The following is a 25795-nucleotide window of genomic DNA, read 5'->3' on the forward strand; positions in this document are numbered from 1 at the left end:
CATGAGGGTATATTCAGCTACGGACGTAGGGCAGAAGCGGAAAATGAACCAGGATTATGTGTTTGTTTCCGAAAATCCGGTGGGAAATCTTCCGAATCTGTTTGTTGTAGCCGATGGAATGGGCGGCCATAATGCGGGAGACTATGCGTCTTCTCATGCTGTTCACACACTGGTTGAAGAGATTCAGAAAGATGCGGATTTTAACCCTATCAAGGTGATTCGTCATGCCATTGAGACTGCTAATACGGAGATCCTTACTCAGGCACAGCAGAAAGATGAACTGCGTGGAATGGGAACGACCATGGTAGTGGCTACGATAGTAGGTCATTATGCTTATGTGGCAAACGTGGGAGACAGTCGTCTTTACGTTATCCAGGGACAGATCCATCAGATCACGAAAGATCATTCACTGGTACAGGAAATGGTGAGGATTGGAGAGATCAAACCGGAGGAAGCAAGAAATCATCCGGACAAAAATATTATTACAAGAGCGCTTGGCGCAGAGAGAACCGTAGATATTGACTTTTTTGACCTGAAAATGGAACCTGACAGTGTGATACTTATGTGTTCCGACGGTCTGAGCAATATGGTAGAGGACAGTAAATTGGAAGAAATCATACTGGACCATACAAAAGAACTGTCGCAGAAAGGTGAGCAGCTTCTCAGGGAGGCGAATCAGAACGGCGGAAAAGATAATATTGCAGTCATATTGGTAGAACCATTCACGAATGAGGTGGAAAAATGTTGAAGACGGGAATGATAATAGCAGAACGCTACGAAATTTTAGGAAAAATAGGCACCGGCGGGATGGCCGATGTATATAAGGCAAAAGACCATAAACTTAACCGTTATGTGGCAGTTAAAGTATTGAAGCCGGAATTCAGAGAGGATACTACTTTTATCCGCAAATTCCGCAGTGAGGCACAGGCAGCAGCCGGTCTTACCCATCCAAACATTGTTAATGTATTTGATGTAGGTGATGATGAGGGTGTTTATTACATTGTAATGGAACTGATCGAGGGAATCACCCTGAAAGAATACATTGCCAAAAAAGGCAAACTTTCTATTAAAGAAGCAACAAGTATTGCAATCCAGGTTTCGATGGGACTGGAAGCAGCTCATAATCATGGGATTGTTCATCGTGATGTAAAACCGCAGAACATTATTATTTCCACAGACGGAAAAGTTAAAGTTACTGATTTCGGAATTGCGCGTGCGGCGTCTTCCAATACGATCAGTTCCAATGTAATGGGTTCTGTACACTACAGTTCTCCGGAGCAGGTAAGAGGTGGATACAGTGATGAAAAGAGCGATATCTATTCACTTGGTATCACACTTTATGAAATGGTAACAGGAAGAGTTCCTTTTGACGGAGACACAACAGTTGCTATTGCAATTAAACATCTTCAGGAAGAAATGGTTCCGCCAAGTGTTTATACAGAAGATCTTCCATACAGCCTTGAGCAGATCATTCTGAAATGTACACAGAAGAGCGTAAACAGACGTTACGAAAAAATGGAAGATGTCATCGCTGATCTGAAGCATTCTCTGATTGATCCACAGGGGGATTTCGTGAAATTATCTTCTGTTGATAATGAAGCCAAAACAGTTGTAATTTCAGATGAAGAGCTGGGTGAGATCAAACATTCTCCGAAGAACCGCAGCCGCAAGCCTGAAGTGGCTCAGCTCGAAGATGAGATCAACGAAACAGATTATGATGACGAAGAATATGTCCCCAGACGTAAAGCTTCAAAGAAAGAAAAACATCCTAAGGCTGCAAGCCGTGGCCTGACGATTGCCATGCTCCTTGTGGGCGCTGCAATCCTTGTCTGTGCAATTTACTTTATTGGTAAGGCTTCCGGTCTGATCGGAGGAGACAGCTCACAGACAGAACAGGCACAGCAGGAAGCTGCAGATGAAGATGATAATATGGTAACAGTTCCTGACCTGATTGGTAAGACAGAAGAAGAGGCAACAGCACTTCTGGAAGAAGTAAAACTTGGCAAGCAGCTTATGGGAGAAGAAAGTTCTACCCAGGAAAAAGGAAAGATTTCTTCTCAGGATATCCCACAGGGAACAAAAGTTGAAAGATATACAACTGTTAAATATTACATCAGTAAAGGCCAGCAGGCGCTTACTATTCCGACTGTTTCAGGCCAGACAGGAGTAGATGCACAGCAGACACTGGAAGATCTTGGTCTTAACGTAACTGTTCAGAAAGAATACAGTGAAGATGACGGTGTTAGTAACCCTCCATATCCACTTGTTGAACCTGGATATGTCATGTCTATTTCACCGGAAGAAGGATCAAGTGTATCTGCTGGTGATACGGTGACACTGACTGTCAGTCGTGGTCTGGATTGGGGAAACAGCGTATCAGTACCTAATGTTGTTGGGTATACAAAAAATGATGCAATCACAAGCTTAGGTAAATGGTTAGATATTCAGGTTAAAGAAGAACAGAGTTCGGAAGTTCCGGCAGGTGAGGTTATTTCTCAGGATCCGGCTGGAAATACAGATGAAAATCCATCTTCAGCAGATCCGGATCAGCCGATCACTATTACAGTCAGCAGTGGAAATCAGGCACCTTCCACAACAGAAGAAAGCCAGTCTTCCGCAGGAACAACTGACACATCTGCAAATACAACAACTACAGACACTTCTTCCGAGTCAAGCCTTGCACAGCAGAGCGCTGCCGCTGCAAACGGAGAGGTATGGAAATGTACGCAGACTCTGAATACACCGACAGGTTTCCAGGGGGGAGCAATCCGTCTTGAACTGATCCAGGATGTAAACGGTGAGACAACATCTTCCAAGATCGTAGATGGACAGAAGATAGAGTTTCCATATACGCTTGATGTTACAGGTGCACCGGGAGTTGCAGATGGAACTTTGTATGTATCAGAACTGATCGATGGAAACTTCCAGCAGCTTGGTCAGTATCCGCTTACTTTCAAGAAAGCAGAGTAATACATGCGAGGTAAAATAATCAAAGGAATAGCCGGCTTCTATTATGTATATGGAGAAGACGGAGAACTTTATGAATGTAAGGCAAAGGGGATTTTCCGTAAAGATAACCAGAAGCCTCTTGTAGGAGATAATGTAGAAATCACGATACTGGATCAGGTGGAAAAAGAAGGAAATCTTGTAAGTATTCTTCCACGTAAAAATTCGCTGATCCGGCCGGCAGTTGCCAATGTAGATCAGGCTTTTGTGATTTTTGCAGCAGATAAACCAAAACCGAATTTTATGCTGCTGGACCGTTTCCTGATCATGATGGAACAGGAAGGGGTGCCGGCGGTGATATGCTTCAACAAAAAAGACCTGGTTACTGAAAAAGAAGCCGGAGAACTTTATGAAGTATATAAATCATGCGGATACAGAGTGATCCTTTCCAGTACGCTGGACGGAGAAGGAACCGATGAAATTCGTGAGATACTGGAAGGAAAGACAACTGTTGTGGCCGGCCCTTCCGGTGTTGGTAAGTCTTCACTTACCAATCTCCTTCAGGGAGAGATAAAAATGGAAACAGGAGAAATCAGCAGAAAACTCAAAAGAGGCCGCCATACAACACGTCATTCGCAGGTGATTCCAGTGGGCGAAAATACATTTCTGATGGATACTCCGGGATTTTCTTCTCTGTATATAATGGGGATGGAAGAACAGGAACTTAAAGATTATTTTCCAGAATTCCGTAAATATGAAGAAAAATGTCGTTTCCAGGGATGCAGACACATTCATGAACCGGACTGTGAAGTAAAAGAGGCTCTTGAAAGAGGCGAAATCAGCAGGATACGGTATGAAGATTATCTTAGTTTATATGAAGAATTGAAAGAGAAAAGGAGATACTAAATGGAATATCAGTTGTGCCCTTCGATTTTGTCAGCGGATTTCAACCGTCTGGGCGAACAGATTCAGACACTGGAAAAAGAGGGAGTTGAATGGCTCCATATTGATGTTATGGATGGCGATTTTGTACCAAGTATTTCTTTTGGAATGCCGGTGATCCGCTCCATACGTAAAGAATCCAAAATGTTTTTTGATGTACATCTAATGGTCAGTGCACCGGAGCGCTATATTCAGGATTTTGTGGACTGTGGAGCGGATTCTATTACTGTTCATGCAGAAGCATGTGAAGATCTGGAAAGAGCGATTGAACTGATTCGTGATGCAGGAGTAAAGGTTGGAGTATCAATTAAACCTGCAACACCTGTAAATGATATCAGTCATCTTCTTGAAGATGTGGATATGGTTCTCATTATGACTGTACAGCCAGGATTTGGAGGCCAGAAATATATTTCGGAATGTACTGAGAAAATTCAGGAACTGAAAGAAATCATTGACAAAGAAGAACTTGATGTTGATATCCAGGTAGATGGCGGAATCAATGAGGAAACACTTGTAACAGTAATGGAAGCAGGTGCAAATCTTGTTGTAGCCGGTTCATATGTATTTAATGGCAATCTTGCTGACAATGTGAGAAAGATTGAAGTACAGATGGAAAAGATCAAATCAAAACTTGACTGAGGTATCATATGAATGATGTGATCATAGTAAGTGGGGGCAGTATCCAGAAGGATTTTGCCCTTGCTTTTTTAAAAAAAAGAAAAAAAGAAAATACGTGTATTATTGCGGCAGACAGAGGACTGGAGTTTCTGGCAGGTACGGAATACAGCCCGGATGTAGTAGTTGGAGATTTTGACAGCCTTTCCCCTGAGGGAAAAGTCTATCTGGATTCGCTGAAAAATACTGAGATATGCAGACTGAAACCTGAAAAAGATGATTCAGATACGCAGTCAGCGACTAATTATGCAATTGCCAGAGGGGCAAAACAGATTACTGTTCTTGGTGCGACTGGAAACAGAATCGATCATCTTCTGGCAAACTTCGGTCTGCTTGTAATGGCAGAAAACAAAGGTACTGTCGTTGATCTTGTGGATGCATATAATTACATTACACTCATTCCAAGCGGTACAGTTCTGAAAAAAGATATGCAGTTTGGTAAATATGTATCTTTCTTTTCCATAGGAGGAGATGTAACAGGACTGACGCTTAAAGGGTTCAAATATCCGTTGAATGGACATCATCTGACAACGTCTGACAGTGGGTTGACTGTAAGCAATGAGATAGAGGATGAAGAAGCAGTGGTAACTTATGAAAAAGGAACTTTGCTGATGCTTATGACGAGAGACTGATGCTGCTGTTTTTTGCATATAAATGTAGTTATAAACGTAATAAAAACGAAAATTCTGTATAATTATACTGCGAGATGCATACAAATGTCTTGACTGCAACGACAAATAGCAGTAAAATATTCCTGTTCTTTTAACAGTAAAAGTGTGATTAATACTGTTATTATAATGAAGAAAGAGACAGGGTGGTTTCGTAAGGATAAGTCTGTCCCTTCGGGGATGGATTTTTTTTGCGCAAAATTGTCCGCAAATAATGAAGGAGAGGAAGAGCATGAAAGCGTACAAAAAATTCATGAATGCACTTGCAACGGTAGAAAAAATTGTGCTTGTAATCACATTTCTGCTTATTCTGGTGCTGACAGTGGGAAATGTTTTTTCCCGTAAAGTCATTCATCGTTCATGGTCCTTTACAGAGGAACTTGTAGTAGCGGTGTTTGTACTGATCACGCTTCTGGCAGCTGCACTGGCTGCAAGAGAAGAAGGTGGACTGGTAAGCCTTACTCTGGTTACAGACCGTCTTCCGAAAAAGCTGAAAAAACCATCAATGATACTTATCACAGTTCTCTGTATTATTTTTTCAGCAATTCTTTTTAAATATGGAATGGATAAAGTAATTACCCAGCTTCAGAATGGAAAGAGAACATTCGTACTGGACTGGCCAGAGTGGATATTCTGGTCTTTCGTTCCAATTGGAGCAGGCTGCATGATTCTGCATTTTATAGAATTCTGCCTGGATTTCTGCACAAAAGATGAAAAGGAGGATAAATAAATGATCAGCGTAATTCTGTTTATTTCATTTTTTATTTTCCTGATCCTTGGTGTGCCGATTGCAATCTGTCTGGGACTTTCATCAGTATGTGCGATCCTTTATTCAGGAACATCACTTACAATAGTTGCAACTAACATATATTCAGGAATCAGTAAATTCCTGCTTCTGGCAATTCCGTTTTTCGTTCTGTCAGGAAATATTATGGCAAAGGCAGGTATCTCCAAACGACTGATCAAATTTGTAGATACCTGTGTTGGACACAAAAAGGGTGGTATTGCTATCGTATGCGTTATCGTTGCATGTTTCTTCGGAGCAATTTCCGGTTCCGGTCCTGCAACTGTAGCAGCTCTTGGTGCGGTACTGATTCCTGCAATGGTGGAACAGGGTGGATTTTCTGCACCGTTTGCGACTGCTCTGATGGCAACATCAAGTTCTATAGCCATTGTCATTCCGCCAAGTATTGCATTCGTAGTATATGCGTCTATTACAGGTGTGTCTATCGCAGATATGTTTATGGCAGGTATCGTACCTGGAATTCTTATGGGTGTGGCACTTGCACTTGTAGTATTACTTGAGGCAAAGAAACACAATATCCAGCCGTCCAGAGAAAAAGCTTCCGCAAAAGAACGATGGGATGCTTTCAAAGATGCATTCTGGGGATTTCTGATGCCTGTTATTATACTTGGAGGAATCTACGGTGGTATTTTTACACCCACAGAAGCCGCTGCTGTATCTGTAGTATACGGACTTTTTGTTGGTATGGTTATTTACAGAGAAGTTTCTTTCAGAGATCTTTTTGATATTCTGATTGGTTCTGCAAAGACGACCGGCGGAATTATGCTGATCGTTGCCTGTGCATCACTTTTTTCATTTGTATGTACAAAATTCGGTATTGCATCAGCAGCATCAGAACTGTTGGCTTCCATTGCACATAACCAGTTTGTTTTCCTTCTTATTGTAAATGTGATATTCCTGATCGCAGGCTGTTTTATTGATGCAAACTCTGCTATGTATATCTTTATACCGATCATGCTTCCGGTATGTAAGGCACTTGGATATGATGTGGTTGCATTTGGTGTTATGGCCACTGTCAACCTGGCAATTGGACAGGTAACACCTCCGGTAGGTGTAAACCTTTTTGTTGCTATCAGTGTCAAGATCAAAAAAGGTCTGGAAGTAACTTTACAGGAAATTTCAAAAGCAGTTGTACCTATGATCGCAGTCAGTGTTGCTGTTCTTCTGGTTATTACATACGTTCCGGCAGTGTCTGTGTCACTTCCGAAAGCACTTGCAAAGAATGGTTCTTATACAGGAAATCAGTCTTCTGAGTCCGACAGCTCTGGTTCCAAAGATTCCGGTGACGGATCAGAATCCTTTAATACAATTGCTGATTACAGCGATCTTGACTGGCCGGAGATGACATGGAACTTTGCATGCTCCACAACTGAAACAAGTACATGGGCAGATGGCGGACGTAAGTTTGGAGAACTTATGGAAAAAGCTACCGGAGGAAAAGTCAAAGTCAATGTTTATGCAGCAGACCAGCTGACGAATGGAAATCAGTCCGAAGGAATCCAGGCACTGATGAACGGAGATCCGGTACAGATTTCCATGCATTCAAACCTGATCTATTCAGCATTTGACCCGAGATTTAATGTAGTATCCCTGCCGTTTATTTATGACTCCTACGATGACGCAGATGCGAAGTTTGACGGGGCAGCAGGAGATAAGCTGAAAGAGATCCTTGGAGAATACGGACTTCACTGCATGGGAATCGCAGAAAACGGATTCCGTGAGCTGACCAACAGCAAACATGAAGTGAAGACAGTAGATGATATGAAAAACCTGAAGATCCGTGTGGCAGGATCAAACCTTCTTATGGAATGCTATAAGAGATGGGGTGCAGATGCCACAAACATGAACTGGTCAGAAACTTATACAGCACTGCAGCAGAATACAGTGGAAGGTCAGGAGAATCCGCTTCCGGCAATTGATGCTGCAAGTGTACAGGAAGTGCAGCCGTATTGCTCCATATGGGATGCAATTTATGACTGTCTGTTCTTCTGTATCAATGAAGACATTTATAACAGTCTTACAGCTGAGCAGCAGGCTGTTGTAGATGAAGCAGGCCAGAAAGCTGTAGAATATGAACGTTACATCAACCGTTCCGGTGACGAAGAGATCATGAGCCGCTGGGAATCCAAGAATGGTGTGACATTTACTCAGAAAGAGGATATGGATATTGATTCCTTTAAAGAAGCAGTAGACGGTGTAGATGAGTGGTTTGTAAAAGAACTTCAGACTCAGGGTTATGATGATGCGCAGGAACTTGTAGATCTTTTCGAAAAGTAAAGATGTAATATATGAAAAGGGAACCTGAAATTCGGGTTCTCTTTTTGGTGCACACAAATAAAAAGAACGTTACTGTTCACTCCGTTCACAGCAACTTGGTCAAAATCCATTCCAAATCACCTTCGGTGATGGGATTTTGCCCGTATGTCTCGGGATTTTGCCATATTCATGGCAAAACACCTCGCGGGATATTACCTGTGAACAGTTACAAAAGAACACTTATTCTAACTAAAAGATGTGTTATAATCATAGTCAGAAGAGTTAATTTCTGATAAAATTATTAAAGATAACAAAGGAACAGATAAAATGGAAAATACGGAATATACACTGATTCGTTCAAAAAGAAAATCACTGTCTGTTCAGATAAAAACAGATGGTCAGCTGATCGTACGGGCACCTCTGCACCTGGCAAAAAATAAAATAGATAGTTTTGTCAGAGAACATGAGGACTGGATCAGAAAAAACATGGCGAAGGTGGAACAGTATCAGGAAGAGCGGGTGGAAATTACTGACAGACAGCGTTCGGAAGGAATCAGGCTGGCAAAGCAGGTATTTCCGGAGCGGGCTGCATATTTTGCAAGACGCATGGGTGTTTCCTATGGCAGGATCACTATACGTGAGCAGAAGACGAGATGGGGAAGCTGCAGTTCTGGCGGTAATCTGAACTTTAACTGGAAGCTGGTACTGATGCCATCAGAAGTACTGGACTATGTGGTAGTACATGAACTGGCACACAGAAAAGAGATGAATCACTCGGCGAAGTTCTGGAAAGTGGTTGAGGCAGAACTGCCGGATTATATGGCACGGAGAGAGAATCTGCGGGTGTTGGGAAGAAGATTTGTGTAACTGCGGAGAGTGGGCAGATGAGTGACGCTCCTGGAAGATGATTCTGAGTCAGGTCCGTGGACAGGCTTCGGAACCGAGAATCACTAGGACATTCATTTTCTGCTAAAAACATAGCTTCAAATCACAAACTCGCTTCGCTCAGACAGTGTGATTGTGAAGCTATAACACAGAAACTGAATATCCAAGTGATACCATCGATTCCTGCAGAGCATCGCACAGCCCTGAGCTCAGAACATCTTCCAGGGCTGACTTACCATGTAGCACACCTCTCCAGCAGGTTCACGGAAATCGTTGAGTTAGTATGCATGACGGAAGATATGGAAGACGCAGGTAGATTCATGGAAGATTTTTCAATACTCAGGAAGGAAGGTCGGGAGTTCTGGTGAGAGGGGGAGGATATCTGAGAGGTGAGTTTAAGGTCTTGATATGCCAGGCAGCTGTGTTATGAAAAAAGGCCGATTGTCTGAGCGAAGCGAGTTTGAGAGCCTTTTTTTCATGCTTTTAACAGATGACCGGCATATTTAGAACTTTCTCACCACGAAGCCGATCCTTCCCTGCTCACCAGAACTACCCGACAGAGCCTTCCGTGACTATTGAAACAACCATATATACAACCTATCTGCAACAGTTAAATCAACTAAATACAGTTTCCAACAATCATTCTGATATTATTGAACCGACCATAAATTCATCTACAAAACACAGGAGCGGAAAATGAAACCAGAAATAATATACCTCATAATAATCAACATCATCACATTCATAACCTACGGCATAGATAAAGCCAAAGCCCGCAAAGGCGCCTGGAGAATACCCGAAAAAACCCTGATCGGTCTTGCAGCGGCAGGAGGCGGTATTGGTGCACTGGCAGGAATGAGCTTCTTCCATCACAAAACCCGAAAACCCCTGTTCAAAATAGGAATACCGGTTATACTGATCATAGAAGCAGCAGTGGCAGCATGGCTGCAGGCACACATATAAAACACAAATACAGACCAGCATACAACCTCGAAAGAAGAAAAATTATGAAAACAATCCAGATATTTTACGGAGATTCCAATACATACGGCTATGATCCCAGGTCCTTCCTGGGAGACCAGTACCCGGCCGAGATCAGATGGACCGGAATACTTAAAAACCAGACAGACTGGGATATCCGCAACCACGGAATCTGCGGAAGAAGCATACCCCATACAGAAAGCCAGATTAAATTTGCCTGTGAACAGATACAGAACTGGACAAAACAGGAAAATCCACCATATATATGGATTATGCTGGGAACCAATGATCTTCTGGATAATCAGAACTTTACAGCAGAAGACGTTACAGACAGAATGCGAAACTTTCTGACAGAAATAATGAAACAGCCAGCCATTATAAATAAACAGATTCACCTGGGGCTGATATCCCCTGCCAGTATGGAATACGGAGCATGGGTGGACAGCGACAGACTGTACGAAGAATCCAGAAGGCTTCATACAGAATACAGACGCCTTTCAGAAAAACTGAACCTGCTTTTTATCAGTACAGAAAACTGGAACATACCAGTTTTATTCGACGGGGTACACTTTTCAGAAGAAGGACACAGGATTTTTGCGGCACAGATAAAAACAGAACTGAGCAGAATAGAAAAAGCTTGAACAGGAGAATATAACATGATAAAAATTGACCTGATAACCGGTTTCCTCGGGTCCGGAAAAACAACATTTATAAAAAAATACGCCCGTTATCTGATGAAACAGGGGCTGAATATCGGCATACTTGAAAATGACCTTGGACCAGTTAATATAGATATGATGCTGCTCCATGATCTTGAAGGAGATAACTGTGAGCTGGAAATGGTCTCAGGTGGATGCGATAAAGACTGCTACAGAAGAAGATTCAGGACAAAACTCATTGCAATGGGGATGAGCGGTTATGACAGAGTGCTTATCGAACCGTCGGGTGTATTTGACGTAGATGATTTTTTTGATGCATTATATGAAGAACCACTGGATCGCTGGTATCAGATAGGAAATGTGATCACAATTGCAGATGCTGCACTTGCACAAAATCTGTCATCACAGGCAGATTATGTACTTGCATCAGAGGCTGCCAGTGCAGGCAGTGTGATATTGAGCAGATGCCAGGAGGCATCAGAAGAAGAAATAAGTAATACAATAGCACATCTCAACCGTGCACTCAGAGAAATTCACTGCGAAAGAACATTGAAAGATGAAGTGATCACGAAAAACTGGGAAGATTTTACAGATAAAGATTTTGAAAAAATATTTTCCTGCGGATATACAGCTGCAACCTATGAGAAAATGGAATTGGACGAGACATCAGTATTCGATTCCCTGTATTTTATGAACCAGTCGATAACAGAAGAAAAACTCTGTACAGAAGCAGAGAGAATTTTCTCGGATCCGGAGTGTGGTTCTGTATGGAGAATCAAAGGCTTTGTCAGGAAAGACAAAAACCAATGGGTGGAGATAAATGCTGCACGACACAAGACTACAGTAAATCAGATGGAAGTCGGTCAGGAAGTCATTATTGTGATCGGAGAAAACCTGAACCGCAGCGTTATAGAAAAATACCTGAATGTTACAGATAAATAAAATACGCAGAGGTATATGGAGGAATATCATGAATAATCAGACAAGAATACTTTTTACAGATCTGGATGGAACGCTTCTGAATGATCAGAAAAAAGTTACATCCCAAACACAGAAAGCAATAGATGATGCTCTTGCAGCAGGACATAAGATTGTGATCACTACAGGACGTCCACTTGCCAGCGGACTTACATGTGCGAAGGAAACAGGACTTATAAAAGAAGGCTGTTATGTAATTGCATTTAATGGAGGACAGATTTATGATCCTTTTCATAAAAAGACCATTTATGGAAAAAATATTCCGAGAGAGACAGCCAGATATATTTTCAGCGAAGCGGTAAAAAGAAATCTCCATATACAGGGATATTCAGACACACATGTACTTTCACTGAAAAAAAGCCCGGAGCTTCTGCGTTATGTAAAAGGAACGGGACAGCCTTATAAGATTGTCAATACAGTTGAAGAAGCAGTCCCGGCAGATATGTATAAAATCCTTGCTATCAGCTATGATGACCGTGAGGGAGAAGACCGTTTCAAAGAAGAAGTGGTAGATCAGCTGAAGGAAACTGTACACGGATTTTATTCCAATGATGCCTATCTGGAAATCGTTCCACAGGGAATATCCAAAGGCTTTGCCGTAAAATGGATGTGCCAGTATCTGGGAATACCGATCGAAAACTCCGTAGCTGCCGGAGATGCGGAAAATGATATCGAAATGCTGAAAGCAGCACAGATCGGAGCTGTGATGTGCAATGCCTTTCCAGGGGTACGGGAATATGGAAATTATGTGACAGTTAATGACAATAATCATGATGGTGTCGGTGAGATTATTCATAAATTTATTTTGAAAGACTGTTGACGCACAAAATCTGAGTGCAATAAATCCGGGAGATGGTTATACGGAACAGCACAGTTATATAGCAATAGATTTGAAATCATTTCATGCATCGGAATAAATCTGTATCTCTGTAAGGTGGCTATGGATATTGTTGTATTGTAATAGAAATGACAAATCTTTTGAGATATGTTGCAGGATCAACCGACATGCTTCTGAACAAGGAGGTCACCTATGCCTTTTGAAATAGTACGAAATGATATTGTAAATATGCAAGTAGATGCGGTGGTGAACACTGCAAATCCCAACCCTGTCATCGGCTCTGGCGTTGACTGCGGAATACATAAAAAAGCTGGACCTGAGTTGCTTTTGGCAAGACAAAAAATCGGTTGCATTACTTTCGGTAATGCATTTATTACACCAGGATTCAATTTGGAGGCTAAGTATGTTATCCATACTGTAGGACCTGTTTGGGAGGATGGCAATCACGGAGAAGAGCAAATTTTATCTTCGTGTTACAGGAAGTCATTGGCATTGGCTAAAGAGCATGAGTGCGAGTCCATCGCATTTCCCTTGATAGCTACAGGTAATTACGGATTTCCGAAACCCCTCGCTTTGCAAATTGCGGTTCGTGAAATCAGTACTTTCCTGCTGGAAAATGAAATGCAGGTCTATCTTGTTGTGTTTGGCAAAGAAGCATTTGCCCTTTCGGAAAAACTGTTCAAATCCGTCAGCAGTTATATTGATGAAAATTATATCTGCAGCAAAACGCTTGATGAATATGGAACGGAAAGCGTGTATGGTTCTCGCGTTGAAACAAGGCGTATAAGAGAACGGCTGAAACGAAATAATCGAATCTATGAAGATATTTGCCCGTCACAGGCATTGGAAGAATGCCCTGATATGCCTGCAGGAGCAGCCATACCGATGGATTCTGATGATTTTGGGCAGCTGTTTAAAAATCTGGATGCAGGTTTTTCTGAAACACTCCTGCAACTGATTGACCGTACCGGAAAGAAAGATTCCGAAATCTATAAAAAAGCAAATGTGGATAGAAAGCTGTTCTCGAAAATCCGAAATAATATGGACTATAGACCATCAAAGATAACTGCACTGGCTTTCGCCTTTGCACTGGAACTGGATGTTGAGGAAGCAAAGGACTTTATTGGCAGAGCAGGATTTGCCCTTTCTCACAGTAGTAAGTTTGATGTGATTGTGGAGTATTTTCTGGTAAACAGGAATTACAATGTGTTTGAACTAAATGAAGTTCTGTTTGCTTTTGACCAGCCGCTTATCGGCGCATAAAAATGTCGCATACCATGTGACCATTCATTCTCCTGTTTTTTTTATAATGAAATCACAATAAAGAACAGGAGGATTTCAAAATGACAGAACTTGTGTTTATCTTAGATCGCAGTGGTTCCATGTCGGGACTGGAAAAGGACACTATCGGAGGTTTTAATTCTATGTTGGAAAAGCAGCGTAAAGAGCCTGGTAATGCCGTGGTATCCACCGTGCTGTTTGACAACGAAACAGAGGTTATTCATGACCGTGTTGCTATTGCAGATGTACCGAACCTTACGGATAAGGAATATTTCGTACGTGGCTGCACGGCACTTCTTGATGCTGTTGGTGGTGCAATCCACCATATCGGGAATGTTCATAAATATGCCCGAAAAGAAGATGTGCCGGAAAGGACCCTCTTTATCATCACAACTGATGGCATGGAAAATGTCAGCCACCGTTACACCTATGATAAGGTGCGTCACATGATTGAGCGTCAGAAAGAGTGTTACGGCTGGGAGTTCCTTTTCCTCGGCGCAAATATTGATGCGGCGGCAGAAGCCGGAAAATTTGGTATCGATGAATCTATGGCTGCAAACTACCACTGTGATGAGGTTGGAACGGCACTCAACTATGAAGTCATCAGCGAGGCAATTACCAGTGTAAGGTCGTGTGCAGCACCGTTGTCTGCTGATTGGAAAAAGAAGATTGATGCGGATTATAAGAAGAGAGGAGGCAAAAGATGATTGGAGCAATCTTAGGTGATATCATTGGTAGTCCTTATGAATTTGACCGTGGTAACAAGAGTAAAGAGTTCCCTTTATTCTCACGCAAATCCACCTATACGGATGATACCGTAATGACTTTGGCTGTCGGTCAGACCTTTCTTGATGCACAGCCGAGTGCTTCAGATGATTGGATTTTGCGAAGCTTGGCTGATCATATGCGTCAATTTGGAAAGATGTATCCGAATGCCGGGTACGGAGGTATGTTCAGACAATGGCTTCGTAATCCAGAGTGCAAGGCTTACAATAGTTTTGGTAATGGCTCTGCAATGCGTGTTTCATCGGTTGCGTGGTTATATAACGATATCGATGCTGTCAGACATGCAGCAAGGCTTTCTGCCGAGGTTACCCACAATCATCCGGAAGGAATCAAGGGTGCTGAAGCAACTGCCAGTGCTATCTTCCTGGCAAGAACAGGATATAGCAAGGCAGAAATTAGGGAATATATTGAACATGAATTTGGTTATGAATTGAATCGTACCTGCGATGAAATCAGACCCGGATATTTTCATATAGAAACCTGCATGGAAACTGTGCCGGAGGCCATCACGGCTTTCCTGGAGGGAGATAGTTTTGAGGATGTTATTCGCACTGCGGTATCCCTGGGTGGCGATTGTGATACGCTGACGGCTATTGCCGGTGGCATAGCAGAAGGCTTCTATGGTGTTCCTGACGAACTGAAAGAAGAGTGCTATAAGCGTTTGCCGGAGCCGTTGCTTAAGGTGTTGAAAGCGTTTACGGAGTATCTCGAGCGAAATAACCAGAGCAAGATCCACCCGTGTATTACGGTATTGTAATTTTGACAATTTTGTATTACTTACGAGTAGCAGACTTGATAAGGCATTCACCTGGAAAAACAGGCGAGTGCCTTTTTGCTTTCAAGTATTCAATTAACCGAAAAAATATAAAATTTCATCAGGTGCTGTATTTATGTTCTTCATCTTTTGAATATGTGTAGGAACATTTTTTTGCTGGCATAAAAATGATTTTTACAATAAGTAGAAATAGAAACGAGGCGAGAAAAGAATTTGAAAAATTCATTTTGGAAAGTGTGGAAATATAAAGTTACTGTTCACAGGTAATATTCCGCGAGGTGTTTTGCCATGAATATGGCAAAATCCCGAGACATACGGGGCAAAATCCCATCACCGAAGGTGATTTGGAATGGATTTTGACCAAGTTGCTGTGAACGGAGTGAACAGTAACAATATAAATGAATGACAGGAGATGAAAATGAATATTCACAAAGATAAGATGCTATGGTATAATACAAGGTACTGTATTAGGACTTCTTATGAGAGAAGCTGAAATATGGGAAAAGATTAAAAAGGCAAAGAACTTAAGATCTGTGTTAAAGTAATAATAAGTATGATGAAATCCCTTGAAATCAAAGGATTTATAGGAGGTAATATAAAAAATGAAATTAGGTATCGTAGGCCTTCCGAACGTAGGCAAAAGTACATTATTTAATTCCCTGACAAAAGCCGGTGCAGAATCTGCAAACTATCCGTTCTGTACTATCGATCCGAATGTTGGTGTTGTTACAGTGCCGGATGAGAGACTGAACCTTCTGGGAGAATTTTACCACTCCAAAAAAGTTACACCAGCAGTTATTGAATTTGTGGATATTGCAGGCCTTGTAAAAGGAGCATCCAAGGGTGAGGGACTTGGCAACCAGTTCCTTGCAAATATCCGTGAAGTAGATGCAATCGTTCATGTAGTACGTTGCTTTGAAGATCCGAATGTTATCCATGTAGATGGAAGTATCGATCCTTTGAGAGATATTGAGACTATTAATCTGGAACTTATCTTTTCAGACCTCGAGATTCTTGAGAGAAGAATCGCAAAAGTAACCAAGACCGCGCGTATGGACAAAGAGGCAGCCAAGGAGCTGGATTTCCTCCAGAAAATTAAAAAACATCTCGAGGATGGAAACATGGCAATCACTATGGAACTGGAGAATGAAGATGAAGAAAGCTGGATGGCTACATATAATCTTCTCACATGGAAACCGGTGATTTATGCTGCAAACGTAAGCGAAGATGATCTGGCAGATGATGGTGAATCCAATGCATATGTCCAGGAAGTAAGAAAATATGCAGCAGAGCAGAAGAGTGAAGTGTTTGTTATCTGTGCAGAGATTGAAGAAGAAATTTCCGAGCTGGATGATGATGAGAAAAAAATGTTTCTTGAAGATCTGGGACTGAAAGAATCCGGACTGGAAAAACTGGTAAAAGCCAGCTACAGTCTTCTTGGACTGATGAGTTTCCTTACTTCAGGCGAGGATGAGACACGTGCATGGACTATCAAGATCGGTACAAAAGCACCTCAGGCAGCAGGTAAGATCCACACAGATTTTGAAAGAGGTTTTATTAAGGCAGAAGTTGTAAACTATCAGGACCTGCTGGACTGCGGTTCTTATGCCGGAGCCAGAGAAAAAGGCCTGGTTCGTATGGAAGGAAAGGAATACGTGGTGCAGGATGGAGATGTGATCCTGTTTAGATTTAACGTATGATAAAGGTGATTTATGGATATGTCGATCCGATTTCCGAATCTGGATATTAATCTTGGGCATATAGCGAAATCAGTTTCAGTTTTGGGCTTTGATCTGCGGATATATGGTATATTGATCGCTGCAGGAATGCTTCTTGGCATATTATTTATTGAACTTCAGGCCAGAAGAAAGAATCAGGATCCGAACCTCTATCTGGGAATGACGATTGTCAGCCTGATCGGAGGCCTGATCGGAGCGAGACTTTATTACGTGGCTTTTTCCTGGGATACTTTTAGCGGACAATCCTGGAAAGCTGTCTGTGATATCAGAAACGGTGGACTTGCGATTTATGGAGGGATTTTTGCAGGTGCACTGTTTGGATTGATATTCTGCAGGATTTTCAGACTTTCTTTTGGCAGAATGGCAGATATTTCCTGTATAGGTCTTCTGATAGGACAGATAATAGGAATATGGGGAAACTTTTTTAACCGTGCATCTTTTGGTGAATATACAGAGAGCCTTTTTGCAATGCAGATTCCTGTGGACGCAGTCAGAGTCAGTGAGATAACGAAAACCATGCAGGATAATCTGAAGACAGTAAACGGTAGTGTCTATATACAGGTACATCCGCTGTTTTTCTATGAATTTGTCTGGTGTCTGCTGCTTTTGATCGTGCTTCTGATATACAACAGACGCAAGAAATATCAGGGAGAGATATTTACCAGGTATCTTGCAGGCTATGGTCTTGGAAAGATTGCAATAGAATGGCTGAGGACAGATGCTTTGTATATTCCTCACACAAAGATTCCGGTTTCCCTGCCTGTGTCAGTGGTATTGTTTGTGGTTTGTGCAGTTATGGCGACTACACGAAGAATACTTTCCAAAAAGAGAGAGGCTATCAGAAGACGCAGGAGAGAGGCAATCTATGGAACAGAAGAAAAGCACAGCCGCAGTTATGAGGACATGCAGCATTATGAAAGTGTGCAGGATGAATTTCGTGATATACTTTCCGGCGTGGATCAGAAAACAGATCGAACAGATACAAAAGAAGAACCTGAACAGGAAGATCAGGAAACTTCAGAGACAGCTGAACAGCAGAATAAGCAGCAGAGTGGATCTTCTGAAAAGCCAGGAGATCAGCAGGAAGCTGGACAGACTGATTGAACAGATGTATGACGAATAAACGAATTAGAAACAGGGGGGTTTTTGGGAACAAAAGCCTCTCTGTTTTTGATTTGGAATGGATTTTGCCCCGTATGTCCCGGGATTTTGCCATATTCATGGCAAAACACCTCGCGGGATATTACCTGTGAACAATTACAATCCAAAACTTTGAAAGTAAAAATCTCAGATTCCCACTTGTATTTTCGCCATAAATGGTTTAGAATGTTTTCATAAGTGGTAGAAAGTGGTGAATAGTGGTGGCAAATGGAGGGAATGTGGCAGATCCGTCCAGACCCGCCAGAAAGTACGAAGGGGAGAATCGTACTTTACGAGAGTAGGTGAGTTTAATTTATGTTCATGGGCGAATACAATCATACAATCGACGCTAAGGGGCGTCTGATCATCCCTTCTAAATTCAGAGAACTTTTGGGAGAAGAGTTCGTACTGACCAAGGGACTGGATGGTTGTCTTTCTATTTATCCAATGGGCGAATGGAATGCCTTTGAAGAGAAACTCAGAGCCTTACCACTTACAAACAAAAATGCCAGAACCTTCACACGTTTCTTTGTGGCAGGTGCAACTAACTGTGAACTGGACAAGCAGGGCAGAATCCTGGTGCCTCAGACACTGAGGGAATTTGCCGGGCTGGATAAAGATGTTGTGCTCACAGGTAACCTGAACAGAATTGAAGTCTGGAGCAAAGAAAAGTGGAGCGAGAACTGCAATTATGATGATATGGACAGTATTGCAGAGGGTATGCAGGATATGGGTATCATCATCTGAGCATTACGCCGGAAAGAAATCCAACAGGAGACGGATATGGAATTTAAACACAAATCTGTATTACTGGAAGAAACCATCGATGGCTTAAGGGTAAAGCCTGACGGGATTTACGTGGATGGAACTCTGGGAGGAGCGGGACATGCCAGTGAGGTATGTCGAAGACTTTCTGCCAAGGGGAGATTTATTGGCATAGATCAGGACCAAGATGCAATAGTTGCTGCGAGTGAGAGACTGGCCGCGTATGAGGACAGAGTGACGATCATTCGCAGCAATTATTGTTACATGGCTAATGAACTTAAGAATCTGGGAATCCGACACGTAGATGGAATCGTCCTTGATCTGGGCGTTTCGTCATACCAGTTAGATAATGAAGAACGGGGATTTACCTACAGAGTAGATGCACCCCTGGATATGCGCATGGACCAGAGACAGAGCCGTACAGCGGCAGATATTGTCAATGGCTATGAGGAAAAAGAACTGTACCGGATCATACGTGATTACGGTGAAGATAAATTTGCGAAAAATATTGCAAAACATATTGTTGCAGCGAGACAGAAAGCACCTATACAAACAACAGGAGAACTGACAGAGATTATACGTCAGTCTATTCCCATGAAAATACAGGCGACAGGTGGTCATCCTGCAAAAAGAACCTTTCAGGCGATTCGAATTGAGTTGAACAGAGAACTGGATGTGCTGAGAGATTCTCTTGATGGAATGATCGACCTTCTGAATGATGGTGGAAGGATATGCATTATTACTTTCCATTCTCTGGAAGACAGAATCGTAAAGACAATATTCAGAAAAAATGAAAATCCATGTACCTGCCCGCCGGATTTTCCGGTATGTGTATGTGGTAAGAAATCTAAAGGTAAAGTGATCACCAGGAAGCCGATTTTACCTGGTGCAGAAGAAATGGAAGAAAATCCACGATCCAAGAGTGCAAAACTCAGGATCTTTGAAAGAAGATTTGATCAGAACTGATCATGATATTGGCAGCAGCGCAGAATGAGATGTAAAGGAAGACAGTGAAGCAAAATGGAACGGACGAACAGGGCGGTTACGTCAAGAAAAAGCAGAATAAACGCACAGAGTGCCCGGGGAATGTATGTGGACGGCAACACAGTCCGCAGACTGCAGGAAGTACCAGCCAGATCTCGTGAGATGACAGAAGCGCAGATTGCCAAACGCAAAAAGATCTCACGTCCGGCGTCTCAGTCAGAGAAGCGCAGACAACAGCTCAGCAAAGAAGCACAGAGAAACAGAGAAAAGGCCAGAAGCATGGGGCGGGGATTTGTAATTTTTCTTGCAGCAGTTTCCGTAGCAGTGCTTTTCTGCTGTGTAAATTATCTTCAGCTGAAGTCTGAAGTTACCGGCAAAATGAAGACAGTTGCAACACTGGAATCAGAACTTTCACAGCTGAAAGAAGAAAATAATGCATATGAAAGCCAGGTTACTTCTGATGTTGATCTGAACAATATCAAAAAGATTGCAATAGGCCGTCTTGGTATGAATTATCCGACAGATGATCAGAAGAAAACATACAGCGTACCAAGTAACAGTTATGTAAGACAGTATCAGGATATCACTGATGCAAAGAGGTGAGAAATTGAGCAATACCAGACAGAGGAACAAAAAGAGACCTCAGAAAAAAATAAATCATCTGATGAGAGGAAAGCTAGTAGGACTATTTGCAGTAGTGCTGCTAGCTTTAGTTTGTTTGCTGGGGAGAATTACCTATATTAATGCAACCAGCGGACAAAAATATAAAAAACAGGTGCTGACACAGGCACAGCAGAAATATGAGAGCAATGTTCTTCCTGCGAAGCGAGGGGATATTTACGACAGGAATGGAAATATACTGGCAACCAGTAACAAAGTATACAATGTAATACTTGACTGCAAAACAGTGAATTCAGATGAGGATTACGTGGAACCGACAGTCCGGGCTCTGACAGAGGTACTTGGGCTTGACGAAGATGATATCCGTTCCAGACTTTCAGCGGAAAAAACAGCAAACAGTCAGTATCAGATCATCAAAAAGCAGCTGTCCATGGATGATAAGAAGAAATTTGAAGAGTATACAAATGTTTCCGAAGACAGTGATCTGTCTGATGCACAGAAAAAAGAGCGGAGCAATATAAAAGGGGTCTGGTTTGAGGAGGATTATCTGAGAAGTTATCCGTTTAATGACCTTGCGTGTGATACGATCGGTTTTACTCTTGCAAGAGATACTGCAGACGTGGGACTGGAAAGTTACTATAACAGTACACTGACTGGTGCAGACGGGCGCCAGTACGGATATATTAATGATAATTCCGATGTTGAACAGACGATCATTGATCCGAGTGACGGACAGAGCATTGTTACATCTCTTGATGTAGGTGCACAGCAGATTGTCGAAAAATATGTAAACGGATTCAAGTCAAGTATGGGTGCCAAGAATATCGGAGTGGTTGTAATGAAACCTTCTACAGGAGAAATTATTGCCATGGATGGTGGCGACCGCTATGATCTGAATGATCCGCGAGATCTTTCACAGGTTTATTCGCAGGAAGAAATAAAGGCAATGAATGATGAAGAAACAGTTACTGCACTGAATGCCATGTGGAATAACTTCTGTGTAACTGATGCATTTGAACCAGGATCAGTTGTCAAACCGATCGTAATGGCGGGGGCTCTCGAAAAAGGTAAAATATCCGTAAATGATTCCTTTGTCTGTGATGGCGGTCAGCTTTTTGGCGCAAACGGAGATACCTATATTAAATGTGCGGTATGGCCAGATGCTCATGGAACAGAAACACTTCGAGAAGTTATCGCCAATTCCTGTAATGATGCAATGATGCAGATTGCTGCAAAAATGGGAACAGAACAGTTTTTGAAAGCTCAGACACTGTTTAATTTCGGAAGCAGGGCAGGAATAGACCTTCCGAATGAAGGTTCCGGTGTTATCCATACAACAGAAACAATGGGAGAGACTGAACTTGCATGTTCAGCTTTCGGTCAGGGATTTACCTGTACAATGATCCAGGAAATCAATGCCATGTGCTCTGTTATCAACGGAGGTTACTATTATCAGCCGCACCTCGTAACTGCGATCAAGGATAGCAATGGCGGAATTGTCAAAAATATAGATCCTGTACTTATGAAGCAGACAATATCATCTGATATTTCAGCAGATATCCGTTCCTATATGAAAGCCAGCGTTGATGAAGGTACCAGCCGTACTTCCAAGGTTCAGGGATACAGTTCTGGTGGTAAGACCGGTACAGCGGAAAAACTTCCGCGAGGAAATAAGAAGTATGTAGTTTCCTTTATTACATTTGCGCCGGTTGATGATCCGCAGGTTCTGATGTATGTAGTTGTAGATGAACCCAATACAGAAGATCAGGCAGACAGTAAATATCCGCAGTATATTGCACAGGGAATTTTGTCAGAACTTCTTCCTTACCTTAATGTAACACCAGATGAGTCTGAGGATGGAAGCGTTCCGGAAACAGAACTCTGGGAGGGATTTAAAGGAAAGCTGGTTGATGTGTCCGGAAGCAGTGTAGATGCCAACGGAAACCTGGTTGATGCAGAGGGAAATCTGGTTGATATGGATGGCAAGCGTATTGACGAAGACGGTTATCTCCTTGACGATAATGGAGAACATGTGCTGGATGCAGAAGGCCAGTATGTGAAATCTAATAATATCGGGGCTGCATCGGCAACTAATTCTTCTTCAGAAGACAATAAGCTGAAAGAAGCTATTTCTGATACAAATGTACCGGCTCCGCCAGAGAACAACGATACAGGAACAGATGAGGGCAATGATATGGAGTCAGAAGGAATTACAAATGAAGAAGCAGGACTTGAATAAGTAAGCTGAATAATCTGTATAAAACGAATGCTCTTCAAAGATTTTTCATATATTAATATGAAAGTCTTTGAAGAGTTTTTTTTTGTTATGAAGAAAAACAGAACTTTTCACAGAAGAAAAGTGTGGGTGATTTTTCTCTGCTGTATCATAATGCTTCTGGGACTTGCCGGAAGACTGGTATATCTGATGGGATTCAGGTCAGATTATTATTATAATAAAGCGGAAGATCTCCATGAAAGAGAGAGGGATATCAAGGCTGCCAGGGGCAGGATTCTGGATTCAGAAGGGAAAGTTCTGGCTGCCAACAAAACAGTATGTACGATTTCTGTAATCCACAGTCAGATAAAAGAACCGGAAAAAGTAATCAGGCTTCTTGTGGAGAAACTGGGGATATCAGAAGAAACTGCAAGAAAAAAAGTGGAAAAAATTTCTTCTATTGAGAAAATAAAGTCGAATGTGGAGAAAAAGACAGGGGATATCATACGAAAAGCAGGTCTTTCAGGTATCAAAGTAGACGAAGATTATAAACGCTATTATCCGTATGGAACACTCGCTTCACATGTACTTGGTTTTACAGGCGGAGACAATCAGGGAATCATAGGTCTTGAAGTGGAATATGAAGATATACTTAAGGGAAAAGCAGGAAAAATTCTCACAACAACAGATGCCCGTGGGATAGAACTGGAGGGAACAGAAGAAAAAAGACAGGAACCGGAAAAAGGAAATGATCTCAGAATAAGCCTGAACACAGATATACAAAAGTTCGTAGAACAGTGTGCATTAAAAGTAATGGAAGAAAAACAGGCAGAAAGGGTATCGATATTACTGATGAATCCACAGAACGGAATGATCTATGCCTGCGTGAATGTACCGGAATTTGATCTGAATGAGCCTTTTACGCTGAATCAGGATATAGATATTTCATCTCTGACAGAAAAAGAAAAGCAGGATCTGCTGAATCAGATGTGGAGAAATCCGTGTCTGAATGATACATACGAACCGGGATCAACTTTCAAAATTATTACTATGGCGGCAGGACTGGAAGAAGGAGCTGTTTCTCTGGAAGATTCTTTTTACTGTCCGGGATATAAACTGGTTGATGACAGAAGAATTCACTGTGCAAACCGGAGAGGACATGGTGCCCAGAATTTTGTTCAGGGTGCCGAAAACTCCTGCAATCCGGTGTTTATCGAAGTAGGGCTCAGATTGGGAACAGACAGATATTATCACTATTTCAGACAGTTTGGGCTTATGGAAAAAACAGGAATTGATCTGCCGGGAGAAGCAGGGACTATTATGCATAAAAAAGAAAATATGGGAAATGTGGAACTTGCAACAGTGGCTTTTGGCCAGTCTTTTCAGATCACGCCGGTTCAGCTTGCGACAACAGTCAGTTCGCTGATCAATGGCGGCAGGAGGGTAACGCCTCATTTCGGGATTTCAGTAGAAAGTGAGGACAGTAAAGTGGTAAAAGAACTGGAATACCCATCGAAAAGCGGTATTCTTTCGGAAGAGACGTCCGAAAAAATACGCTATATTCTTGAAAAAGTGGTGTCTGAAGGCTCCGGACGGAATGCAGCAGTGGAAGGCTATTCCATAGGTGGAAAAACTGCTACTTCCCAGACTCTTCCAAGAAGTGCAAACCGATATATTTCCTCGTTCCTTGGATTTGCACCTGCAGAAAATCCGAAGGTCCTTGCGCTTTGTATTATACATGATCCGAAAGGAAGCTATTACGGAGGAACTGTGGCGGCTCCTGTTGTCCGTACGATTTTCGCAAATATCCTGCCATGGCTCATCGAGGGTTGATAAATCTATAAAAAAGCCGTATAATCAAACGTGAAAAAAACGAAAGAATGATAAGAGGTGTGAGGATGAATTTTCAAGTTGTAATCCCGGTACTGATTTCTTTTGCCATCAGTGTGATTCTGGGACCTATCATCATCCCGTTTCTGAGAAAACTCAAGATGGGACAGACAGAACGAGTGGAAGGTGTGCAGTCACATCTGAAAAAAGCAGGAACTCCTACAATGGGAGGAATTATTTTTCTTCTGGCAGCAGTGATAACTTCTCTGTTCTACGTGAAAGACTATCCGGCAGTAATTCCGGTTCTGTTTCTGACACTGGGATTTGGTATTATCGGATTTCTGGATGACTATCTTAAAGTAGTACTTAAAAGGTCTGACGGACTTCTTGCGTGGCAGAAATTTGCTCTGCAGGTAGTTGTTACAGGTATATTTGTCTATTATCTGATAAATTATACAAATGTTGATCTTGCAATGCGTATTCCATTCTGGTCAGATCATTATCTTGATCTTGGCTGGCTTGCAATCCCGGTACTTTTTTTCGCAGTGATCGGTACAGTAAATGGTGTAAACTTTACTGACGGACTTGATGGTCTGGCTTCAAGCGTGACATTGATCGTAGCAGTTTTCTTTACCGTGGTTTCCATCGGAACAAAGAGCGGCATTGAGCCAATCACCTGTGCAGTAGTGGGCGGACTGATGGGTTTTTTGCTGTTTAATGTATATCCGGCGAAAGTATTCATGGGAGATACCGGTTCACTGGCACTGGGTGGATTTGTTGCAGGTGCTGCATACATGTTGCAGATGCCTCTGTTTATCCTGATCATCGGACTGATTTATCTTGTTGAAGTGCTTTCTGTTATGATCCAGGTTACTTATTTTAAGGCAACTCACGGAAAGAGAATTTTCAAAATGGCACCGATTCATCACCATTTTGAGTTGTGTGGCTGGTCAGAAACAAGAGTTGTGGCGGTATTTTCCGTAATTACGGCGGTAATGTGTCTGATCGGACTTCTGGCATTATAAA

23 protein-coding genes are annotated in these 25795 nt (G+C 42.2%); all 23 read left to right on the top strand.

The window, feature by feature from the left end; all coding sequences use genetic code 11:
- Position 1 precedes the first annotated feature (1 nt).
- The 23 genes from ACTNB8_RS04940 (at position 2) to mraY (ending at position 25794) form a co-directional block, all read left to right on the top strand.
- Complete coding sequence (locus ACTNB8_RS04940) at positions 2-748, top strand: Stp1/IreP family PP2C-type Ser/Thr phosphatase (protein WP_441052790.1); 747 nt, start codon at positions 2-4, stop codon at positions 746-748.
- Positions 742-2970 (top strand): Stk1 family PASTA domain-containing Ser/Thr kinase, encoded by a 2229-nt coding sequence (gene pknB / locus ACTNB8_RS04945; RefSeq protein ID WP_441052792.1) that lies wholly within the window; start codon positions 742-744, stop codon positions 2968-2970. Before ACTNB8_RS04940 ends, pknB begins: the two co-directional genes overlap by 7 nt.
- Before the next feature lie 3 nt (positions 2971-2973).
- A complete protein-coding gene (gene rsgA / locus ACTNB8_RS04950) occupies positions 2974-3852 on the top strand; it encodes a ribosome small subunit-dependent GTPase A (RefSeq protein ID WP_441052794.1) in 879 nt (292 codons plus the stop codon).
- On the top strand, positions 3853-4527 hold the full coding sequence (gene rpe / locus ACTNB8_RS04955; protein WP_441052796.1) for a ribulose-phosphate 3-epimerase: 675 nt from the start codon (positions 3853-3855) through the stop codon (positions 4525-4527).
- A gap of 8 nt (positions 4528-4535) precedes the next feature.
- Positions 4536-5195 carry a thiamine diphosphokinase gene (locus tag ACTNB8_RS04960; protein WP_441052797.1) on the top strand — a complete coding sequence of 220 codons (660 nt, stop codon included), beginning with the start codon at positions 4536-4538 and terminating at the stop codon, positions 5193-5195.
- A gap of 268 nt (positions 5196-5463) precedes the next feature.
- Positions 5464-5961, top strand: coding sequence for a TRAP transporter small permease (locus ACTNB8_RS04965; RefSeq protein WP_441052798.1), 498 nt, complete (start codon positions 5464-5466; stop codon positions 5959-5961).
- Positions 5962-8313: a TRAP transporter large permease subunit gene (locus ACTNB8_RS04970; protein ID WP_441052800.1), complete on the top strand. Its 2352-nt coding sequence runs from the start codon at positions 5962-5964 to the stop codon at positions 8311-8313.
- A gap of 306 nt (positions 8314-8619) precedes the next feature.
- Entirely contained in the window at positions 8620-9159 is a 540-nt protein-coding gene (locus ACTNB8_RS04975; RefSeq protein WP_441052801.1) for a M48 family metallopeptidase, read from the top strand.
- A 714-nt stretch (positions 9160-9873) separates the two neighbouring features.
- Complete coding sequence (locus ACTNB8_RS04980; protein WP_441052803.1) at positions 9874-10140, top strand: DUF1294 domain-containing protein; 267 nt, start codon at positions 9874-9876, stop codon at positions 10138-10140.
- Positions 10141-10184: 44 nt separating this feature from the next.
- Positions 10185-10799 (top strand): SGNH/GDSL hydrolase family protein, encoded by a 615-nt coding sequence (locus tag ACTNB8_RS04985; RefSeq protein WP_441052805.1) that lies wholly within the window; start codon positions 10185-10187, stop codon positions 10797-10799.
- Between the two features lie 15 nt (positions 10800-10814).
- Complete coding sequence (locus ACTNB8_RS04990; protein ID WP_441052807.1) at positions 10815-11759, top strand: GTP-binding protein; 945 nt, start codon at positions 10815-10817, stop codon at positions 11757-11759.
- A 28-nt stretch (positions 11760-11787) separates the two neighbouring features.
- Positions 11788-12615 carry a Cof-type HAD-IIB family hydrolase gene (locus ACTNB8_RS04995; protein WP_441052809.1) on the top strand — a complete coding sequence of 276 codons (828 nt, stop codon included), beginning with the start codon at positions 11788-11790 and terminating at the stop codon, positions 12613-12615.
- 210 nt (positions 12616-12825) lie between these two features.
- Positions 12826-13896 carry a macro domain-containing protein gene (locus tag ACTNB8_RS05000; RefSeq protein ID WP_441052811.1) on the top strand — a complete coding sequence of 357 codons (1071 nt, stop codon included), beginning with the start codon at positions 12826-12828 and terminating at the stop codon, positions 13894-13896.
- 80 nt (positions 13897-13976) lie between these two features.
- Entirely contained in the window at positions 13977-14621 is a 645-nt protein-coding gene (locus tag ACTNB8_RS05005) for a vWA domain-containing protein (RefSeq protein WP_441052813.1), read from the top strand.
- Positions 14618-15457, top strand: a complete 840-nt coding sequence (locus tag ACTNB8_RS05010; RefSeq protein ID WP_441052815.1) for an ADP-ribosylglycohydrolase family protein — start codon at positions 14618-14620, stop codon at positions 15455-15457. The genes ACTNB8_RS05005 and ACTNB8_RS05010 overlap by 4 nt, the downstream gene beginning before the upstream one ends.
- A 620-nt stretch (positions 15458-16077) precedes the next feature.
- Complete coding sequence (gene ychF / locus ACTNB8_RS05015) at positions 16078-17175, top strand: redox-regulated ATPase YchF (RefSeq protein ID WP_296156935.1); 1098 nt, start codon at positions 16078-16080, stop codon at positions 17173-17175.
- A gap of 18 nt (positions 17176-17193) precedes the next feature.
- Entirely contained in the window at positions 17194-18318 is a 1125-nt protein-coding gene (gene lgt, locus ACTNB8_RS05020; protein WP_441052818.1) for a prolipoprotein diacylglyceryl transferase, read from the top strand.
- Between the two features lie 351 nt (positions 18319-18669).
- Positions 18670-19101, top strand: a complete 432-nt coding sequence (gene mraZ, locus ACTNB8_RS05025) for a division/cell wall cluster transcriptional repressor MraZ (RefSeq protein WP_441052820.1) — start codon at positions 18670-18672, stop codon at positions 19099-19101.
- 36 nt (positions 19102-19137) lie between these two features.
- Positions 19138-20085, top strand: a complete 948-nt coding sequence (rsmH, locus tag ACTNB8_RS05030) for a 16S rRNA (cytosine(1402)-N(4))-methyltransferase RsmH (protein ID WP_296158504.1) — start codon at positions 19138-19140, stop codon at positions 20083-20085.
- 54 nt (positions 20086-20139) lie between these two features.
- Positions 20140-20706 carry a hypothetical protein gene (locus ACTNB8_RS05035; protein ID WP_441052822.1) on the top strand — a complete coding sequence of 189 codons (567 nt, stop codon included), beginning with the start codon at positions 20140-20142 and terminating at the stop codon, positions 20704-20706.
- Positions 20707-20710: 4 nt separating this feature from the next.
- On the top strand, positions 20711-22963 hold the full coding sequence (locus tag ACTNB8_RS05040; protein ID WP_441052824.1) for a penicillin-binding transpeptidase domain-containing protein: 2253 nt from the start codon (positions 20711-20713) through the stop codon (positions 22961-22963).
- Between the two features lie 87 nt (positions 22964-23050).
- Complete coding sequence (locus ACTNB8_RS05045) at positions 23051-24772, top strand: peptidoglycan D,D-transpeptidase FtsI family protein (RefSeq protein WP_441052826.1); 1722 nt, start codon at positions 23051-23053, stop codon at positions 24770-24772.
- A gap of 65 nt (positions 24773-24837) precedes the next feature.
- The gene (gene mraY / locus ACTNB8_RS05050) at positions 24838-25794 is read left to right on the top strand and encodes a phospho-N-acetylmuramoyl-pentapeptide-transferase (protein WP_441052828.1); all 957 of its coding nucleotides are present in this window, start codon (positions 24838-24840) and stop codon (positions 25792-25794) included.
- The last annotated feature ends 1 nt before the right edge of the window (position 25795 follow it).

Source organism: Blautia sp. HCP28S3_G10, assembly GCF_052065235.1.
GTDB lineage: Bacteria > Bacillota > Clostridia > Lachnospirales > Lachnospiraceae > Blautia_A.

What these genes read in the sequence shown, in the direction of transcription:
- pknB (WP_441052792.1), top strand. Translation starts at nt 742, where the DNA reads ATGTTGAAGACGGGAATGATAATAGCAGAACGCTACGAAATTTTAGGA.
- ACTNB8_RS04985 (WP_441052805.1), top strand. Translation starts at nt 10,185, where the DNA reads ATGAAAACAATCCAGATATTTTACGGAGATTCCAATACATACGGCTAT.
- ACTNB8_RS05000 (WP_441052811.1), top strand. Translation starts at nt 12,826, where the DNA reads ATGCCTTTTGAAATAGTACGAAATGATATTGTAAATATGCAAGTAGAT.
- ychF (WP_296156935.1), top strand. Translation starts at nt 16,078, where the DNA reads ATGAAATTAGGTATCGTAGGCCTTCCGAACGTAGGCAAAAGTACATTA.
- ACTNB8_RS04995 (WP_441052809.1), top strand. Translation starts at nt 11,788, where the DNA reads ATGAATAATCAGACAAGAATACTTTTTACAGATCTGGATGGAACGCTT.
- mraZ (WP_441052820.1), top strand. Translation starts at nt 18,670, where the DNA reads ATGTTCATGGGCGAATACAATCATACAATCGACGCTAAGGGGCGTCTG.
- mraY (WP_441052828.1), top strand. Translation starts at nt 24,838, where the DNA reads ATGAATTTTCAAGTTGTAATCCCGGTACTGATTTCTTTTGCCATCAGT.
- ACTNB8_RS04980 (WP_441052803.1), top strand. Translation starts at nt 9,874, where the DNA reads ATGAAACCAGAAATAATATACCTCATAATAATCAACATCATCACATTC.
- ACTNB8_RS04975 (WP_441052801.1), top strand. Translation starts at nt 8,620, where the DNA reads ATGGAAAATACGGAATATACACTGATTCGTTCAAAAAGAAAATCACTG.
- ACTNB8_RS05005 (WP_441052813.1), top strand. Translation starts at nt 13,977, where the DNA reads ATGACAGAACTTGTGTTTATCTTAGATCGCAGTGGTTCCATGTCGGGA.
- rsgA (WP_441052794.1), top strand. Translation starts at nt 2,974, where the DNA reads ATGCGAGGTAAAATAATCAAAGGAATAGCCGGCTTCTATTATGTATAT.
- ACTNB8_RS04960 (WP_441052797.1), top strand. Translation starts at nt 4,536, where the DNA reads ATGAATGATGTGATCATAGTAAGTGGGGGCAGTATCCAGAAGGATTTT.
- ACTNB8_RS04940 (WP_441052790.1), top strand. Translation starts at nt 2, where the DNA reads ATGAGGGTATATTCAGCTACGGACGTAGGGCAGAAGCGGAAAATGAAC.
- rpe (WP_441052796.1), top strand. Translation starts at nt 3,853, where the DNA reads ATGGAATATCAGTTGTGCCCTTCGATTTTGTCAGCGGATTTCAACCGT.
- ACTNB8_RS05035 (WP_441052822.1), top strand. Translation starts at nt 20,140, where the DNA reads ATGGAACGGACGAACAGGGCGGTTACGTCAAGAAAAAGCAGAATAAAC.
- ACTNB8_RS04990 (WP_441052807.1), top strand. Translation starts at nt 10,815, where the DNA reads ATGATAAAAATTGACCTGATAACCGGTTTCCTCGGGTCCGGAAAAACA.
- ACTNB8_RS05010 (WP_441052815.1), top strand. Translation starts at nt 14,618, where the DNA reads ATGATTGGAGCAATCTTAGGTGATATCATTGGTAGTCCTTATGAATTT.
- ACTNB8_RS04965 (WP_441052798.1), top strand. Translation starts at nt 5,464, where the DNA reads ATGAAAGCGTACAAAAAATTCATGAATGCACTTGCAACGGTAGAAAAA.
- lgt (WP_441052818.1), top strand. Translation starts at nt 17,194, where the DNA reads ATGTCGATCCGATTTCCGAATCTGGATATTAATCTTGGGCATATAGCG.
- rsmH (WP_296158504.1), top strand. Translation starts at nt 19,138, where the DNA reads ATGGAATTTAAACACAAATCTGTATTACTGGAAGAAACCATCGATGGC.
- ACTNB8_RS04970 (WP_441052800.1), top strand. Translation starts at nt 5,962, where the DNA reads ATGATCAGCGTAATTCTGTTTATTTCATTTTTTATTTTCCTGATCCTT.
- ACTNB8_RS05045 (WP_441052826.1), top strand. Translation starts at nt 23,051, where the DNA reads ATGAAGAAAAACAGAACTTTTCACAGAAGAAAAGTGTGGGTGATTTTT.